We start from the raw sequence: 16,334 nt of genomic DNA, 5'->3' as shown, positions 1-16,334 counted from the left end.
GTGCGCATGCTCTGTTCTTCGACCCTGATCGGCGAGTTCTTCGTCATCGGATTCGCCGGTCTGGTCGCCATGAAGGACCCGGACCTGTCCATGGCGACGGTGTGGACGGTCAGCGGCGTCGCGATGTTCCTGTGCCTGGTGCTGTGCGGCCTGGTGACGCGCCCGGGCGGGGTCGCCCTCGGCTGGGCGCTGCAGATCGCGCTCATCGCCTCGGGATTCATCGTGCCGACCATGTACTTCCTGGGCGCGGTCTTCGCGGCCCTGTGGTGGGCGTCGGTGCACTACGGGCGGAAGGTGGACGAGGCGAAGGCGAGATTCGCGGCCCAGGCGGCCTCCTCCTCCACACCTGACGCTGCGTAACAGGCGCCCCGACACGCCGGGTAATCTCGTCCCACCGCAAGACCTTCACCCATAAGGAGCCCGTCGTGAGCCAGCGCACCCTCGTCCTCCTCAAGCCCGACGCCGTTCGTCGAGGCCTGACAGGCGAGATCATCAGCCGCATCGAGCGCAAGGCGGGCTGGACGATCACCGCGCTGGAGCTGCGCACCCTGGACCAGGACACGCTGGAGCAGCACTACGGCGAGCACAAGGGCAAGCCCTTCTACGAGCCGCTGGTGGAGTTCATGGCCTCCGGCCCGGTCGTGGCGTTGATCGTCGAGGGTGAGCGGGTCATCGAAGGGGTGCGTCAGCTGGCCGGCCCGACCGACCCGATCGCCGCGGCGCCCGGTTCCATCCGCGGCGACTTCGGTGTGATCGTCCGGGAGAACCTGATCCACGCCTCCGACTCCGAGGAGTCCGCCGAGCGCGAGGTGAAGATTTTCTTCCCCGGTCGGGCGTAGCGTCCGCACCTCACCAGCACATACGGCAGGGTCTGGGGGCCGGGGCCCCCGGACTTTGCGGCATATGCGTGGCGATCGAGGGAACGATGGGCCCCGAACGCCCGTCTCCAGAAGCGAATGCGGACGGCATCTGCTGACAATGGCGGAGACCCTCCCGCAGTGTTCGCGAAGGCGCGTCTACGATGGAAGCCTTCACGTCACAGCACCCACCTTTGCCTACCTGATAAGCCCTCAAAAGCTAGTGGGAAGGCCAGACGAATCCTGATGGGGAACTCAATGTCGTTCATCGGCCGTGACATGGCTGTCGACCTCGGGACCGCCAACACGCTGGTGTACGTCAGGGGTCGCGGGATCGTACTCAACGAGCCGTCCGTCGTCGCGATCAACACCAATACCGGTGGCATCCTCGCGGTCGGCGCCGAAGCGAAGAAGATGATCGGGCGCACGCCCGGCAACATCGTTGCCGTTCGCCCGCTGAAGGACGGCGTGATCGCCGACTTCGAGATCACCGAGCGGATGCTCCGTTACTTCATTCTGAAGATCCACAAGCGGCGGTATCTGGCTCGTCCGCGGGTCGTCGTCTGTGTGCCCTCGGGCATCACGGGCGTCGAGCGCCGCGCCGTCATCGAGGCGTCGTCCCAGGCCGGCGCCCGTCAGGTGCACATCATCGAGGAGCCCATGGCCGCGGCCATCGGCTCCGGCCTGCCGGTCCACGAGGCCACGGGCAACATGGTGGTCGACATCGGCGGCGGCACCACGGAGGTCGCGGTCATCTCCCTCGGCGGCATCGTCACCGCCCAGTCCATCCGTGTCGCGGGCGACGAACTGGACAACGCGATCATCCAGCACATCAAGAAGGAGTACTCGCTCCTGCTGGGTGAGCGCACGGCCGAGCAGATCAAGATCACGATCGGTTCGGCGTACGACCTCGACTCCGACGAGCACACCGAAATCCGGGGCCGGGACCTCGTCTCCGGGTTGCCGAAGACCGTGGTCATCTCCGCCGCCGAAGTCCGCAAGGCGATCGAGGAGCCGGTCAACGCGATCGTCGACGCCGTCAAGACGACCCTCGACAAGTGTCCGCCGGAGCTGTCCGGCGACATCATGGACCGAGGAATCGTTCTGACCGGCGGCGGAGCGCTGTTGAGGGGTCTCGACGAGCGGCTTCGCCGGGAGACCGGTATGCCGATCCACATCGCCGAGGACCCGCTGGACAGTGTGGCGCTCGGATCCGGAAAGTGCGTCGAGGAGTTCGAGGCGCTCCAGCAGGTGCTGGACGCCCAGCCGCGCAGATGACATAACTCTTCGATTCCGCCGTACGGGACGATCTCCTCTCGTACGGCGGATCGTTGATATAGAGGCATAAGCTCCCACAAAGCAGCCCCTCGGGTTTCCCTGGGGCTTCCCGAATTCCTATGAGGAAGGGCACGGCCGCCGCACGTGAGGGACACACGAGAGAGCCGGCTGCTCCTGGTGCTGCTGATCGCCGTCGCGTTCGCGTTGATCACAGTGGACATCCGCGGTGGGGAGGACTCGCCCGTCGACGGTGCCCGGCGGGGCGCGGCGACGGTTTTCGGCCCGATCGAGAGCGGCGTCTCGGCCGCGGTCGACCCGGTCGGCAACGCGGTCTCCGCCATCCGCGACTCCGGGGAACGGCACGACCGGCTCGCCGCGCTGGAAGAGGAGAACGCGGCCCTGAAGGCGCGACTCGGCAGCGACGACCGCAGCCGCAGCCGCCTCAAGCAGCTCGACAAGATGCTGAAGATCGCCGGCCAGGGCCAGTACGGCATCAAGGGCGCCGAGGTCATCGCCATCGGAGCCGCGCAGGGCTTCTCCTGGACCATCACCATCGACGTCGGCGCCAAGGACGGCATCAAGCGCGACATGACCGTCCTGAACGGGGACGGGCTCGTCGGGCGGGTCACCACCGTCGGGCCCAACACCGCCACGGTCCTGCTGGCCAGCGACCCCGACTTCACGGTCGGCACCCGGATGGAGTCCGGCGACGAGCTCGGCTTCGCCTCCGGCCAGGGCGACCGCCCGCTGCGCGTCGAACTCCTCAACGGCAAGGCGGAGGTGAAGAAGGGCGACCGTCTGGTCACCTTCGGCTCGCAGGCCGACCGGCCGTTCGTGCCCGGCGTGCCCGTCGGCGTGGTCTCCCGCGTCGACCCCTCCGGCGGCGGCCTGACCCGCACGCTGTACGTCACGCCGTACGCCGGCTTCACCAAGCTCGACATCGTCGGTGTCGTCGTCGAGGCCCCGAAGAAGGACCCGCGTGACACGGTGCTCCCGCCCAAGCCCAAGCCCACCCCGAGGCCGACGGTGACGGTGACCGTGACGCCGTCCGCCGAGGCCCCCGTGGACGGCCAGAACCAGCAAGAGCAGTAGGAGCTGTCACCCCATGCGCGTCAACCGGATCCTGCTCTCCTCCGCCCTGGTCGTCGTCGCCCTGGTGATCCAGGTGAGCGTCCTCGCCCGCCTCCATCTGCCGGGCGCCGTGCCCGACCTGCTGCTGCTCACCGTGCTCGGACTCGCGTTGGTGTACGGGCATGTGGGCGGTGCCCTCGTCGGTTTCGGCGCGGGCCTGCTCGCCGACCTGGCCCCGCCCGCCGACCACGCCGCCGGGCGCTACGCCCTGGTGCTGTGCGTCATCGGTTACCTCGCGGGCCTGGTCAAACCCGAGACGGGCCGGCTGAAGTCCGCGACCGGCCCCATGGTCGTGGTGGGCGCCGCCGCGGTCGCCTCGACGCTGCTCTACGCCGGGGTCGGCGCCCTCGTCGGCGACACAGCCGCCCGCCATGTCGGCCTCGGCAGCCTGCTGTTCACGGCCGTCCTGTACGACCTGCTGCTCGCCCCCTTCGTCGTGCCGGGGATCATGGCCCTGGCCCGGCGCGCCGACAACGATCCGCTCGCCGAGACCGGCTCCGCCACCAAGGCCACGGACATCTCCTCCGGCTGGCTCTCCGGCGGCACCGGACTGAAGATCGGCAGCCAGCGCAACGGGCTGCGCGTGAAGGCGGCCCGCGCGCGCATGGCACGCGCCGGACGCATCAAGGGGGTCAAGCGGCTGTGAACGCAGCGAAGTTCACCCGAACGGGCCGGTCCAGTAGGAACGCCGGTTCGTGGGCGGGCGTTCATCACTCGTACCCGCACACCCATCACTCGTACCCGCATATCCGTACGCGCACCGAGAGGAGGAGGCAGCCGCAGTGACCAACATTCCCGAGACCGGCAGGAACTCGCGGGTCCAGATCCGGCTCGTCGTCATCCAGGTCCTCGTCCTCTCCCTCCTGCTCACCCTCGGCGGACGCCTCTGGTACCTCCAGATCCGCGAGGGCGCCGCCTACGCCAAGGAGGCCTCGGGGAACCACGTCCAGCAGGTCGTCCAGCCGGCCGTCCGCGGCTCGATCCTGGACGCGCGCGGCGTGGCCCTCGCGGACAACGAGACGCGGCTGGTGGTCTCCGCGTCCCGCACGGACCTGCTGAAGATGAAGGACGACGGCGAGGAAGTCCTCACCAAGCTCGCCGGGGTCCTGGGCATGACGCCCAAGGAGGTCCAGGAGAAGGTCCGGCTGTGCGACGCCAAGACGCCGCAGCCCTGCTGGAACGGCTCGCCGTACCAGCCCATCCCGATCACCGACGAGGCCACCGCCAAGCAGGCCCTGCAGATCCGCGAGCGCGCCGAGGACTTCCCCGGCATCACCGCCGAGCCGGAGGCCGTGCGCCGCTACCCGAGCCCGGGCAAGGCCAACTCCGCCCAGGTCCTCGGCTACCTCTCGCCGGTCACCGACGAGGAGATCAAGAAGGCGCAGAACACCAACTCGCCGTATCTGCGCTCCGACCAGGTCGGCCGCTCCGGCCTGGAGCGCCAGTACGACAAGGCACTGCGTGGCAAGGCCGGCGTCACCCGCTACGAGGTCGACAACCTCGGCCGGGTCATCGGCCAGGCCGAGGCCGACCCGGCCCACCCCGGCGACAACCTCGTCACCAGCATCGACTCCCGGGTCCAGCGGATCGCCGAGTACCAGCTGAACGAGGCGATGAAGGAAGCCCGCAAGCAGCACGACCGGAACACCGGCACCAACTACAAGGCCGACTCCGGCGCCGTCGTGGTGATGGAGGCCAAGACCGGCCGCGTCGTCGCCATGGCCTCGAACCCCACCTACGACCCGAACGCCTGGGTGGGCGGCATCTCCGCCAAGGACTACACACGCCTCACCGGCAAGAGCTCGAACTACCCGCTGCTCAACCGCGCCATCCAGGGCCAGTCGGCCCCCGGCTCCATCTTCAAGGTCATCCCGACGGCCGCCGCCGTCAACGCCGGGTACTCCTTCAACGGCCCCTACAACTGCTCCAGCTCGTACTCGATCGGCGGCCAGGTCTTCAAGAACTTCGAGTCCCAGAGCCACGGCCCCATCAGCCTCGGCCGCGCCCTGGAGGTGTCCTGCGACACCGTCTTCTACGCCCTCTCCCACGAGGAGTGGAAGCGCGACGGCGGCACCAAGCCGAAGAAGAACGCCAACGACTGGTTCTACAAGACCGCCCACCAGTTCGGCCTCGGCAAGGAAACCGGCATCGACCTCCCCAACGAGGTCACCGGCCGCGTCCCCGACCGCCAGTGGAAGCTCAACTACTGGAAGGCCAACAAGGACGCCTGGTGCCGCACCGGCAAGCGCAACGGCAGCTACGCCGAGAAGATCGCCTACGAGAACTGCCTCGAAGGCAACCGCATGCGCGCCGGTGACTCCGTCAACTACTCCATCGGCCAGGGCGACACGCTCGTCACACCGATCCAGATGGCCACCATCTACGGGGCCATCTCCAACGGCGGCACGATGTACACCCCGTCGGTCGGCAAGGCCGTCATCAGCGCCGACGGCAAGACGGTCACACCGATCAAGCCCCAGGCGCACGGCAAGCTGCCGATGACGCAGAAGACGCGCGACGAGATAGACGAAGCCCTCGCGGGAGTCGCCACCCGCGGTACGGCCGCCTGGAGGTTCGGCGGCTGGCCGCAGGACAAGATCCCGATGCACGCCAAGACGGGTACGGCGGAGGTCTACGGCAAGCAGACGACCTCCTGGTTCGCCACGTACACCAAGGACTACTCGATCGTCATGACGATCTCCCAGGGTGGTACGGGTTCCGGCGCCTCGGGCCCCGCCGTCCGCAACATCTACAACGCGCTGTACGGCGTCTCCGAGGACGGCGCGATCGACTCGAAGAAGGCGCTGCTGCCGACCCCGCAGAAGACCCTGCCGAAGGTCAAGACGGACGGCACCATCACCTCCCCGAAGGTCTCCAAGGACCCGGCCAAGGACCAGCGGGCCGACAAGAAGGACCCGAACGCCCCGGCCGACCCGCTCCAGCCGGCGACGACGGCCCCGCCGACGCCGGAGAACCGTGACACCCGAAGGCGGCGACGCCGCCGGGGAAGCCGGAGGTTGCCAGCATGACCGGCGGTGTGAACAGCTTCCAGGTCTCCGGCTACGGGCCCGAGCGCTCCGGCTGGACGCGGCTGCTGGCCCGTGACTCGGTGGCGCGGCGGCTCGACTGGCCGATCCTGTTGTCGGCGGTGGCTCTGTCGATGCTCGGCACGCTCCTCGTCTACTCCGCGACCCGCAACCGCACGGAGCTCAACCAGGGCGACCCGTACTACTTCCTCGTCCGGCACCTGCTGAACACCGGCATCGGCCTTGTCCTGATGGCCGGCACGATCTGGCTCGGCCACCGCGCCCTGCGCACGGCCGTGCCGGTCCTGTACGGCTTCTCGGTGCTGCTGATCCTGCTGGTGCTGACCCCGCTCGGCTCCACCATCAACGGCGCCCACTCCTGGATCAAGCTGCCCGGCGGCTTCTCGCTCCAGCCCTCGGAGTTCGTGAAGGTCACGATCATCCTGGGCATGGCGATGCTGCTGGCGGCCCGGGTCGACGCGGGCGACAAGCAGTACCCCGACCACCGCACGGTCGTGCAGGCCCTCGGCCTGGCCACCGTGCCGATGCTGATCGTCATGCTGATGCCCGACCTCGGGTCGGTCATGGTGATGGTCATCATCGTGCTCGGCGTGCTGCTGGCCTCCGGGGCGTCCAACCGGTGGGTGTTCGGCCTGCTCGGCGCGGGCACCCTCGGCGCGGTCACCGTCTGGCAGATCGGGGTGCTCGACGACTACCAGATCGCCCGCTTCGCCGCCTTCGCCAACCCCGAGCTCGACCCGGCCGGCGTCGGCTACAACACCAACCAGGCCCGCATCGCCATCGGTTCGGGCGGCCTGACCGGCTCCGGCCTCTTCCACGGCTCGCAGACCACCGGCCAGTTCGTGCCCGAGCAGCAGACGGACTTCGTCTTCACCGTGGCGGGGGAGGAGCTGGGCTTCCTCGGCGGCGGCCTGATCATCGTGCTGCTCGGCATCGTCCTGTGGCGGGCCTGCCGTATCGCCCGGGAGACCACGGACCTGTACGGCACGATCGTGGCCGCGGGCATCGTCGCCTGGTTCGCCTTCCAGACGTTCGAGAACGTCGGCATGACACTCGGCATCATGCCGGTCACCGGCCTGCCGCTGCCGTTCGTGTCGTACGGCGGATCGTCGATGTTCGCCGTGTGGATAGCGGTGGGGTTGTTGCAGTCGATCCGGGTGCAACGGCCGATGTCGGCCTAGCGTCCCGGGAGCGGGAGCGGAATGTCCGAGGCGTATGTGGCCCAGTGCCCGGTGACCGGCGAGTTGGTGAGCCAACTCCTCGCGCTGGCGGAGCTGGACCTGACCGACGACGACGTCATCGAGGCGCGGATGCGCGAGGCGGCTTGGCCCGACTGGTCGCAGGCGGTGCGGGGACCGGCGTACGAGGACACACCCGATGTCCCCGAGGCCACCCACGTCACCCCGCAGGGCCACTTCGTCACCTGCGACGGCGACGGCTCGCTCCACCTGCCGTTCGCCTACCTCTACTCCGTCGACGGCGGTCTGCTCGACGAGGACTGCTGGGGCGCGCTGCCCGGCTGGACCAGCGCGGAAGGCGCTTGGCGGCCCGAGTTCGACGCCCACTTCGCCGCCGTGGTGCAGCGCTTCACCGAGCGCCTGGGGCTGCCGAACCACGACGTCCGGCAGCCCAGGTACGACACCCGGTACGTCAGCTGGCGCCTGGAGCACAACGTGCTGATCGTCGGACAGGGCCCGGAGCCGCTGTCGTACCACCAGTTCGAGGACGCCCACGTCTCCCTCGTCTCACGGACGGCGAAGGACGCGCCGTTCCCGGACGGCGAGGAGATGCGGGCCCTGCTGACGACCTGAACGTGTCGCCCCTCCCGGGCGCGCCCACCCCTGCTGTCCCGGCCGGTCAGCCACTAGATTTGGTGCATGGCGGAGACGAAACGCGAGATCGAGCGCAAGTACGAAGCCGACGAGAGCGGGATACCGGACCTGACCGGAGTCGCCGGGGTCGCGGCTGTGGCCGACCAGGGCGTGGCCCACCTCGATGCCACCTACTACGACACCGGCGACGAACGCCTCGCCGCGTCGTCCGTGACCCTGCGCCGCCGCACCGGCGGTTCCGACGCGGGCTGGCATCTGAAGTTCCCGATCGCCCCGGACGTCCGCGACGAGATCCAGGCCCCGCTCTCCGACATCCTCCCCGACGACCTCGCCGCGCTGGTCCGCTCCCGGGTCCGCGGCAGCGAGCTGCTCCCGGTGGTCCGGCTGCGCTCCGACCGCGACGTGCGCCACCTGCTCGACGCCGACGGCCGGCTGCTCGCCGAGGTGAGCGTGGACACCGTGCACGCCGAGCGGCTCACGGGACGCGGCGGCGAAGCGCGGTGGACCGAGGTCGAGGTGGAACTCGCCGACGGGGGAGACCCGGCCCTGCTCGACAAGGTGGAGAAGCGACTGCGCAAGGCGGGCGTACGGCCGTCGGCGTCGTCGTCGAAGCTGGCCCGCGCCCTTAAGGAGACGGCACCGGGGAAGCGGCGCAGGTCCGCGCCCGCCCGGGAACCGGTGACCGCCGGAGACCATGTGCTCGCCTACCTGCGCACCCAGCGGGACGCGATCGTCGAGCTCGACCCCGCCGTCCGCCGGGACGCGGAGGACGCCGTGCACAGCATGCGCGTGGCCACCCGCCGGCTGCGCAGCACCTTCAAGTCGTTCGGCAAGATCCTCGACCGGGCCGTCACCGACCCCATCGCCGAGGAGCTGAAGTGGCTCGCCGGCGAGCTGGGCCTGGACCGGGACCGCGAGGTGCTGACCGAGCGGCTGACGGCGGCCGTCGACGAGGTGCCCGCCGCTCTGGTCCGCGGCCCGGTCGTGGAGCGCCTGCACTCCTGGTCCCGCGCCGAGCACGGCGGGGCCCGCGGCCGCCTCCTCGGTGTCCTGGACTCCCGCCGCTACCTGACCCTGCTCGACACCCTGGACGCGCTGATCGCCGACCCGCCCCTGCTGAAGGCGGCCGGCAAGGAGCCCCACAAGCCGATCGCCAAGGCAGTGCGCAAGGACTTCCGCAAGGTGTCCGTGCTGATCGAGCACGCGGCGGACCTGGAGCCCGGCGCCGAGCGGGACGTCGCGCTGCACGAGGCCCGCAAGAAGGCCAAGCGCACCCGCTACGCGGCGGAGGCTGCCAAACCCGTCCTCGGCAAACCCGCCAAGACCATGGTCAAGTCCATGAAGTCGCTGCAGAACCTGCTCGGCGAGCACCAGGACAGCGTGATGGCCCGGCAGGCCCTGCGCGAGCTGTCGGCGGTCGCCCACGCGGCGGGCGAGAGTGCCTTCACCTACGGCCTCCTCCATGAGCGCGAGGAGCAGCGGGCGGTGCGCGTGGAGACCGAAGTGCCCGGGTTCTGGGACGGGATCAAGGGTGGTGCGGCGGCCCTCTGACCTTCCGGCGTACGGAGGCGCTCCGCTGTCGCGTTAGTCTGGATGGTCACCCCTGTCAGTTCAGTCCAGCTCACGAAGGTGCGCGACATGCCTGCCGAAGTCGCTGCGTCGGTCTTCCCGCAGCTCGAAGCTCTGCTCCCGCATGTGCAGAAGCCGATCCAGTACGTCGGCGGAGAGCTCAACTCCACGGTCAAGGACTGGGACTCCTGCGACGTCCGCTGGGCGCTCATGTACCCGGACGCCTACGAGGTCGGTCTGCCCAACCAAGGCGTCATGATCCTCTACGAGGTGCTCAACGAGCAGCAGGGCGTCCTCGCCGAGCGCACCTACAGCGTGTGGCCGGACCTCGAGGAGCTCATGCGGGAGCACCACGTCCCGCAGTTCACGGTGGACAGCCACCGGCCCGTGAAGGCCTTCGACGTGTTCGGCCTGTCCTTCTCCACGGAGCTGGGCTACACCAACATGCTGGCCGCCCTCGACCTGGCCGGCATCCCGCTGGAGGCCAAGGACCGCGGCCTGGACGACCCGATCGTCCTGGCCGGCGGCCACGCGGCGTTCAACCCCGAGCCGATCGCCGACTTCATCGACTGCGCGGTGATCGGCGACGGCGAGCAGGCCGTCCTGGAGATCACCGCGATCGTCCGCGCCTGGAAGGCCGAGGGCCGCCCCGGCGGCCGAGAGGAGCTCCTCTTCCGCCTGGCGAAGACCGGCGGGGTGTACGTCCCCGGCTTCTACGACGTCGAGTACCTGCCGGACGGCCGTATCGCCCGGGTCGTGCCGAAGCGCAGCGGGGTCCCGTGGCGGGTCTCCAAGCACACCGTCATGGACCTCGACGAGTGGCCGTACCCCAAGCAGCCCCTCGTCCCGCTGGCCGAGACGGTCCACGAGCGCATGTCGGTGGAGATCTTCCGCGGCTGCACCCGCGGCTGCCGCTTCTGCCAGGCCGGCATGATCACGCGCCCGGTGCGCGAGCGGTCCATCACGGGCATCGGCGACATGGTCGAGCAGGGCCTGAAGGCGACGGGCTTCGAGGAGGTCGGCCTGCTGTCCCTCTCCTCCGCCGACCACACGGAGATCGGCGACATCGCCAAGGGCCTCGCCGACCGCTACGAGGAAGACAAGATCGGCCTGTCGCTCCCCTCCACCCGCGTGGACGCCTTCAACATCGACCTGGCGAACGAGCTGACCAGGAACGGCCGGCGCTCGGGCCTCACCTTCGCCCCCGAGGGCGGCTCGGAACGCATCCGCAAGGTCATCAACAAGATGGTCTCGGAAGAGGACCTGATCCGCACGGTCTCGACGGCGTACGGCAACGGCTGGCGCCAGGTGAAGCTGTACTTCATGTGCGGCCTGCCGACGGAGACCGACGACGACGTCCTCCAGATCGCCGACATGGCGACCAAGGTCATCGCGAAGGGCCGCGAGGTCTCCCGTTCCAACGACATCCGCTGCACGGTCTCGATCGGCGGCTTCGTCCCCAAGCCGCACACGCCCTTCCAGTGGGCCCCGCAGCTCTCCGCCGAGGAGACCGACGCCCGTCTGCAGAAGCTGCGGGACAAGATCCGCGGCGACAAGAAGTACGGCCGCTCCATCGGCTTCCGCTACCACGACGGCAAGCCCGGCATCGTCGAGGGCCTTCTCTCCCGGGGTGACCGCCGCATCGGCGCGGTCATCCGCGCCGTCTACGACGACGGCGGCCGCTTCGACGGCTGGCGCGAGCACTTCTCGTACGACCGCTGGATGGCCTGCGCCGACAAGACGCTGCCCGCCTTCGGCGTAGACGTCGACTGGTACACCACCCGCGAGCGCACCTACGAGGAGGTCCTCCCCTGGGACCACCTCGACTCCGGCCTGGACAAGGACTGGCTCTGGGAGGACTGGCAGGACGCCCTCGACGAGACAGAGGTCGACGACTGCCGCTGGACGCCGTGTTTCGACTGCGGGGTGTGCCCGCAGATGGACACCCAGATCCAGATCGGCCCGACGGGCAAGAAGCTGCTCCCCCTGACGGTCAAGAACGCGGCGCCGGCTCCCAGCGGGCACGGGCACTGAGGAGAGTCATCGGTCCTGCTGTCGGTCGCTCGCCGGCAACCGACAGCAGGCGGTGGTGGGTCACCGCAGCAGTTCGCAGATCTTGAACAGCAGCATCGTGATGGCGATGAAGGTGCCCCCTTCGCGCGGGCCCGGGAGGTGAGAGGGCCGTTCTGAGGGGGACCCGCTGAGTAGGCCGGGTTGGTGACGCTCCCCTGGGGGGCCGATTCGGCCAGGTTCCCCCAGTTCAGAATGTGTGCTGGGGGAGCCGTCAGGTCAGGCGGCCCTTTTCGCAGACCTGGCGGGCGACCTCGCGGAGCTTGATGTTCTTCTCCTGGGAGAAGCGGCGCAGCACGTCGAAGGCCTGCTCCTCGGTGAGGTGGTGGCTGCCCATGAGGATGCCAATGGCCTCGCCGATCACGTGGCGCGTGGCCATGGCCTGCTCCATCTGGGCGTGGCTGCGGGCGCTGGAGAAGGCCACGGCAGCGTGCGAGGCCAGGAGCCAGCCGGCGGTCTCGCTGTCGTCCGTGAAGGCCCCCGGCCGGTGCGCGTACAGGTTGAGCGCGCCGAAGTCCTCGTCCTCCGTGTACAGCAGGAAGCCCATCATGCTGCCCACACCCAGTTCGCGGGCACCCGCGGCGTAGGTGGGCCAGCGGGACTGCTCGGCGGTGAAGTCGGCGATGCGGAACACGCGCTCTCCCGTGCTGGTGCGGGCCGCGTCGAAGCAGGGGCCCGCCGCGAGGTGCTCCTGGAGCCGGTCGCTCTCCACGACCAGGTCGTGGGTGGGCGCCAGCGTCTCCACGCGGTTGCCGTGCAGGAGGAGGATGCCGGCCGCGTCGCACCCCGCCACGCGTTCCGTGGCCGCTCTGGTGATGTGCTCGAGCGTGGCGCCGACCGAGTCCTGGGCGAGCAGGTCACGCGCCATGGAGGCCATCTCCCGTGCGAACACGCGCCAGTCCACTGTCGTCCTCCTCGGTCCGAGTGCCGGGCCTGTGTACCCCTGCCACGGTGTCACGTACCGCGCACGCCGGTGGGCAGCCGTACATCGCGGGCTTCGTAAAGGGGGGCACCCCTTGCGTCATCTATCGAGTTTCGATAGATTTCCATCGCGGTTCGATCGAAGGAGTGGCGATGGGGAAGCTGGCCGTGGCGGCGTTGCGTGGGGTGCTCGTGGTGCTGCTCGCCGGGTCGTTGTTCGTGCAGGCGGTGATGGTGCCGCTGCTGGCCGTCGACATGAACGGACTCGAGCCCGAGTACGCGTATCTGCGCACCCCGATCCTCGTGATCACGATCCTGGGTATCGTGACGGCCCAGGTCGTCGTGGTCTGCGTGTGGCGGCTGGTGACGATGGTGCGTCGCGGGACGGTGTTCTCCACCGCGGCCTTCCGCTACGTGCACATCGTGATCGGCGCGTTCGTGGCGGCCGCCCTGCTGGTCTTCGCGCTCGCGGTCGTGCTCGCGCCGGGCGAGGCCGTCGCTCCCGGGGTGGTCCTGCTGCTGTGCGGGCTCGTGGTGGCCGTGCTGGGCGTCGCGCTGATCGTGCTCGTGCTGCGGATGCTGCTCGCGCAGGCCGTCGCACGCGACATCGAGGCGGCCCAGATGCAGGCCGAGCTGGAAGAGGTCATCTGATGCCGATCGCCGTCGACATCGACGTGATGCTGGCCAAACGCAAGATGTCCGTGGGCGAACTGGCGGAACGCGTCGGCATCACCCCCGCCAACCTGGCGGTCCTCAAGAACGGCCGCGCCAAGGCGGTCCGCTTCTCCACCCTCGCCGCGCTGTGCGAGGTTCTGGAGTGCCAGCCGGGAGATCTGCTGCGCTGGGAGTCGGACGGGGCGGCCGACCCGACAATGCCCTGATGGAGAACATCAGCATCCGCCCCGCCCGGCCCGCCGAACTCACAGCCGTGGCCACCCTCCGGTGGGAGTGGCTCGTCGAGAACGGCTCGGAGGACCTCGGCGAACGCGAGGACTTCGTACGGCACTTCGTCGCCTGGGCGGGGGAGAATGCCGACTCCCACCGCTGCACGGTGCTCGTCCGGGACGACCGGGTCATCGGCATGGCCTGGCTCGCGGTGGTGCGGCGGGTGCCCACGCCCCGGGCGCCACGGCGGGCCTCCGGCGATCTGCAGTGCGTCTACGTCGTACCCGAGGCGCGCGACGGCGGACTGGGCGGGCGGCTCATCCGGGCCGTCCTGGACGGAGCCCGCGACCTCGGGCTGGAACGCGTGACCGTCCACTCCAGTACGCGGGCGATCCCCGCGTACGCCCGCAACGGCTTCCAGGAGTCTCCCCGGCTGATGCAGGCGCAGATCCTTCGCCCGTGAGCCGTATGATCTTGCGACCGAGTGGAGGAATCGCGGGAGAACGGGGCGGGACTGTGCGGTGCTGGATCCGGACGGGGCACTGAAGGCGTCTACGACGGTATGGATCTGGAGAAGCAGCCCCCCGAGGGTTCCGAGGCGCGGGCCGATCTGCACAAACGGCCTGCTGAGCCGCCCGTCCGGCGCGAGCCGGAGGCGCCCGAGGGGTGTCTCGCCGTCGCGATCCGGATTCCCGTGCGGATCATCGTGCTCGTCCTGGTCGTCCCCGTGCGGATGCTGTGGGACGGGCTCGTCGTGGCCGGCCGGTTCCTGAACGACGCGCTGCTCCGGCCGCTCGGGCGGGCGCTGCTGTGGGTCGGGCGGGCGGTGTTCGTCTGGCCGTTCGTCGGGCTGTGGCGCTACGTCGTCGTCCCGGTGGGCAAGGCCCTCGGATGGCTGGGGAACGTCCTCGTCGTCGTGCCGCTGGTCTGGCTCTACCGCTACGTCCTGACCCCGGTGGGGCACGCGATCGCATGGGCCGCCCGGGGAATCGGGGCCGCGATCGGCTGGCTCGCCAGGGGCGTGGGAGCCGCGCTCGGCTGGGTCTACGCGTACCTGCTCACGCCCGTCGGGCACGCGGTGACGTGGGTACTGAAGGGACTCGGCGCCGTGCTCGCCGCGCTCGGCATCGGCGTCTGGACGGTCCTGGCCTGGCTCGCGAAGTACCTCGTCGTCGTCCCCGCCGTCTGGCTGTACACCTGGGTGCTCGCGCCCGTCGGCCGCGCGATCGTCTGGTGCGGCAAGGGGATCGTGTGGCTGGTGAGCATGGTTGTCACCGGCATCGGCGCGGCCCTCTACTGGACCGCCCGCATCCTGCTGGTCCTGCCCGCGCTCGCCCTCTGGCGCTGGATCCTCACCCCGGTCGGACGCGTCCTCGCCGTCATCGGGCGGGAGGTGTGGGACGCCCTCGGCCACGCCTGGCGCATCGCCGGGCACATCTCGCTCGCCGTCGGGCGCTTCCTCGGCACCCTCTTCCGGTGGATCTTCGTCGAACCGGTGCGGTGGGTGTACCGCAGCGTGCTGACGCCCGTCGGGCACGTCGTACGGGACGCCGTCTGGCGGCCCGCCGCCGAGGCCGCCCGCAGTGTGGGGCGGGCCACCCGGCAGGCACTGGCCGCCGCCCGGGAGTCCGTACGTCAGGCCCGCGCCGACTTCCGGCGGATGCTCCTCGGCGAGCCGCGGCAGCCGCAGCCGGTCGACCGGAGGGAACCTTCGGCGCGCGAGGCACGTACTCTTGGTAGCAGTACGACCGCTCTCACGAAGGACTGAACGACACTGGGCAAGCGACAGCCCGAAGGCCCGCCGCCCGCACCCGCGGTGCAGCGCATCCGACTGCGTTACACCAAGCGCGGCCGCCTCCGGTTCACCAGCCACCGTGACTTCCAGCGCGCCTTCGAGCGTGCGTTGCGCCGTGCCGAGGTGCCGATGGGGTACTCGGCGGGCTTCACACCGCACCCGAAGGTGTCGTACGCCAATGCCGCACCCACCGGCACGGGCAGTGAGGCGGAATACCTGGAGATCGCGCTCACCGCGCCCCGCGACCCGGAGCAGCTCAGGGCCCTTCTCGACGAGTCGCTGCCCACCGGGCTCGACATCACCGAGGCGGTCGAGGCCCGCACCTCGGGACTCGCCGACCGGCTGACGGCTTCCGTCTGGGAGCTCCGGCTGGACGGAGTGCCGCTGGAGGAGGCCCGCCGAGCGGCGGACGCCTTCAACGCGGCCGAGACCGTCGAGGTCCAGCGCCTCGCCAAGAACGGCGTCCGCACGTTCGACGCCCGCTCCGCCGTCGCGAGCCTGGAGGTGCGCGACCTCTCGGAAACGCACAGTTCGCAGGCTGATAGGCCGACCGACCAGCCCTGTGCGATACTGCGGCTGGTTGTTCGGCACGTGACGCCTGCCGTACGACCCGACGACGTCCTGTCCGGTCTCCGCGCCGTGGCCGACCTGGCGCCGCCGGTCCCCGCAGCGGTGACCAGGCTGGCGCAGGGGCTGTTCGATGAAGAGACCGGCACGGTGACCGACCCGCTCGCGCCCGACCGCGAGGCAGTCGAGGCCCACTCAACGGCCGAACCGACTGCCGCCGCGACGGCGTCGGCGTAAGGAAGGTTCCGCGTAGGGACGGACGTCGTAGCGCCGCCCTCGGACTCGGGAGCCACCTGGGTCGGGCAGCGCACCGACCAGAAGACTTTCGCCAGGCCGTACGCATTCGGCGTACGGAACCGGCGAGACAGGACACAGAGAGCTC

At 69.8% G+C, this 16,334-nt stretch carries 16 protein-coding genes; 15 read left to right on the top strand and 1 reads right to left on the bottom strand.

What is annotated here, in order from left to right:
- The 10 genes from AB0G20_RS02520 (at window position 1) to AB0G20_RS02475 (ending at window position 11,748) form a co-directional block, all read left to right on the top strand.
- Window positions 1-360, top strand: a complete 360-nt coding sequence (locus AB0G20_RS02520; RefSeq protein ID WP_361294598.1) for a DUF4233 domain-containing protein — start codon at window positions 1-3, stop codon at window positions 358-360.
- A gap of 65 nt (window positions 361-425) precedes the next feature.
- Window positions 426-839, top strand: a complete 414-nt coding sequence (gene ndk / locus AB0G20_RS02515) for a nucleoside-diphosphate kinase (RefSeq protein WP_031130869.1) — start codon at window positions 426-428, stop codon at window positions 837-839.
- Between the two features lie 276 nt (window positions 840-1,115).
- Window positions 1,116-2,135, top strand: a complete 1,020-nt coding sequence (locus tag AB0G20_RS02510) for a rod shape-determining protein (RefSeq protein ID WP_004001297.1) — start codon at window positions 1,116-1,118, stop codon at window positions 2,133-2,135.
- Window positions 2,136-2,279: 144 nt separating this feature from the next.
- Complete coding sequence (mreC, locus tag AB0G20_RS02505; RefSeq protein ID WP_361294593.1) at window positions 2,280-3,227, top strand: rod shape-determining protein MreC; 948 nt, start codon at window positions 2,280-2,282, stop codon at window positions 3,225-3,227.
- Between the two features lie 13 nt (window positions 3,228-3,240).
- Window positions 3,241-3,912 (top strand): rod shape-determining protein MreD, encoded by a 672-nt coding sequence (mreD, locus tag AB0G20_RS02500; RefSeq protein ID WP_361294590.1) that lies wholly within the window; start codon window positions 3,241-3,243, stop codon window positions 3,910-3,912.
- 136 nt (window positions 3,913-4,048) lie between these two features.
- Window positions 4,049-6,295 carry a penicillin-binding protein 2 gene (gene mrdA, locus AB0G20_RS02495; RefSeq protein WP_361294587.1) on the top strand — a complete coding sequence of 749 codons (2,247 nt, stop codon included), beginning with the start codon at window positions 4,049-4,051 and terminating at the stop codon, window positions 6,293-6,295.
- Entirely contained in the window at window positions 6,292-7,494 is a 1,203-nt protein-coding gene (rodA, locus tag AB0G20_RS02490; protein ID WP_361294584.1) for a rod shape-determining protein RodA, read from the top strand. Before mrdA ends, rodA begins: the two co-directional genes overlap by 4 nt.
- Before the next feature lie 21 nt (window positions 7,495-7,515).
- Entirely contained in the window at window positions 7,516-8,124 is a 609-nt protein-coding gene (locus AB0G20_RS02485; protein ID WP_361294581.1) for a hypothetical protein, read from the top strand.
- Between the two features lie 66 nt (window positions 8,125-8,190).
- Window positions 8,191-9,696: a CYTH and CHAD domain-containing protein gene (locus AB0G20_RS02480; RefSeq protein ID WP_361294578.1), complete on the top strand. Its 1,506-nt coding sequence runs from the start codon at window positions 8,191-8,193 to the stop codon at window positions 9,694-9,696.
- An 87-nt stretch (window positions 9,697-9,783) separates the two neighbouring features.
- Window positions 9,784-11,748 (top strand): TIGR03960 family B12-binding radical SAM protein, encoded by a 1,965-nt coding sequence (locus tag AB0G20_RS02475; RefSeq protein ID WP_361294575.1) that lies wholly within the window; start codon window positions 9,784-9,786, stop codon window positions 11,746-11,748.
- A gap of 250 nt (window positions 11,749-11,998) precedes the next feature.
- Here the strand turns inward: AB0G20_RS02475 and AB0G20_RS02470 are convergent, their stop codons facing one another.
- A complete protein-coding gene (locus AB0G20_RS02470) occupies window positions 11,999-12,688 on the bottom strand; it encodes a GAF and ANTAR domain-containing protein (protein ID WP_361294572.1) in 690 nt (229 codons plus the stop codon).
- 170 nt (window positions 12,689-12,858) lie between these two features.
- Between AB0G20_RS02470 and AB0G20_RS02465 the strand changes: the two genes are divergently transcribed.
- The 5 genes from AB0G20_RS02465 to AB0G20_RS02445 all read left to right on the top strand — a co-directional run bounded on the left by AB0G20_RS02465 (window position 12,859) and on the right by AB0G20_RS02445 (window position 16,189).
- Complete coding sequence (locus AB0G20_RS02465) at window positions 12,859-13,356, top strand: DUF2975 domain-containing protein (protein ID WP_361294569.1); 498 nt, start codon at window positions 12,859-12,861, stop codon at window positions 13,354-13,356.
- On the top strand, window positions 13,356-13,586 hold the full coding sequence (locus AB0G20_RS02460) for a helix-turn-helix transcriptional regulator (protein ID WP_361294566.1): 231 nt from the start codon (window positions 13,356-13,358) through the stop codon (window positions 13,584-13,586). The genes AB0G20_RS02465 and AB0G20_RS02460 overlap by 1 nt, the downstream gene beginning before the upstream one ends.
- Window positions 13,586-14,053, top strand: coding sequence for a GNAT family N-acetyltransferase (locus tag AB0G20_RS02455; protein ID WP_361294563.1), 468 nt, complete (start codon window positions 13,586-13,588; stop codon window positions 14,051-14,053). Before AB0G20_RS02460 ends, AB0G20_RS02455 begins: the two co-directional genes overlap by 1 nt.
- Before the next feature lie 99 nt (window positions 14,054-14,152).
- Window positions 14,153-15,358, top strand: coding sequence for a hypothetical protein (locus tag AB0G20_RS02450; RefSeq protein ID WP_361294560.1), 1,206 nt, complete (start codon window positions 14,153-14,155; stop codon window positions 15,356-15,358).
- A 48-nt stretch (window positions 15,359-15,406) separates the two neighbouring features.
- Entirely contained in the window at window positions 15,407-16,189 is a 783-nt protein-coding gene (locus tag AB0G20_RS02445) for a TIGR03936 family radical SAM-associated protein (RefSeq protein WP_361294557.1), read from the top strand.
- The last annotated feature ends 145 nt before the right edge of the window (window positions 16,190-16,334 follow it).

The organism is Streptomyces sp. NPDC024017 (assembly GCF_040638895.1).
In the GTDB taxonomy this organism is placed as follows: domain Bacteria; phylum Actinomycetota; class Actinomycetes; order Streptomycetales; family Streptomycetaceae; genus Streptomyces.
Note: the sequence above shows the minus strand (reverse complement) of the source record. Positions and strands in the feature narration are given on the sequence as shown.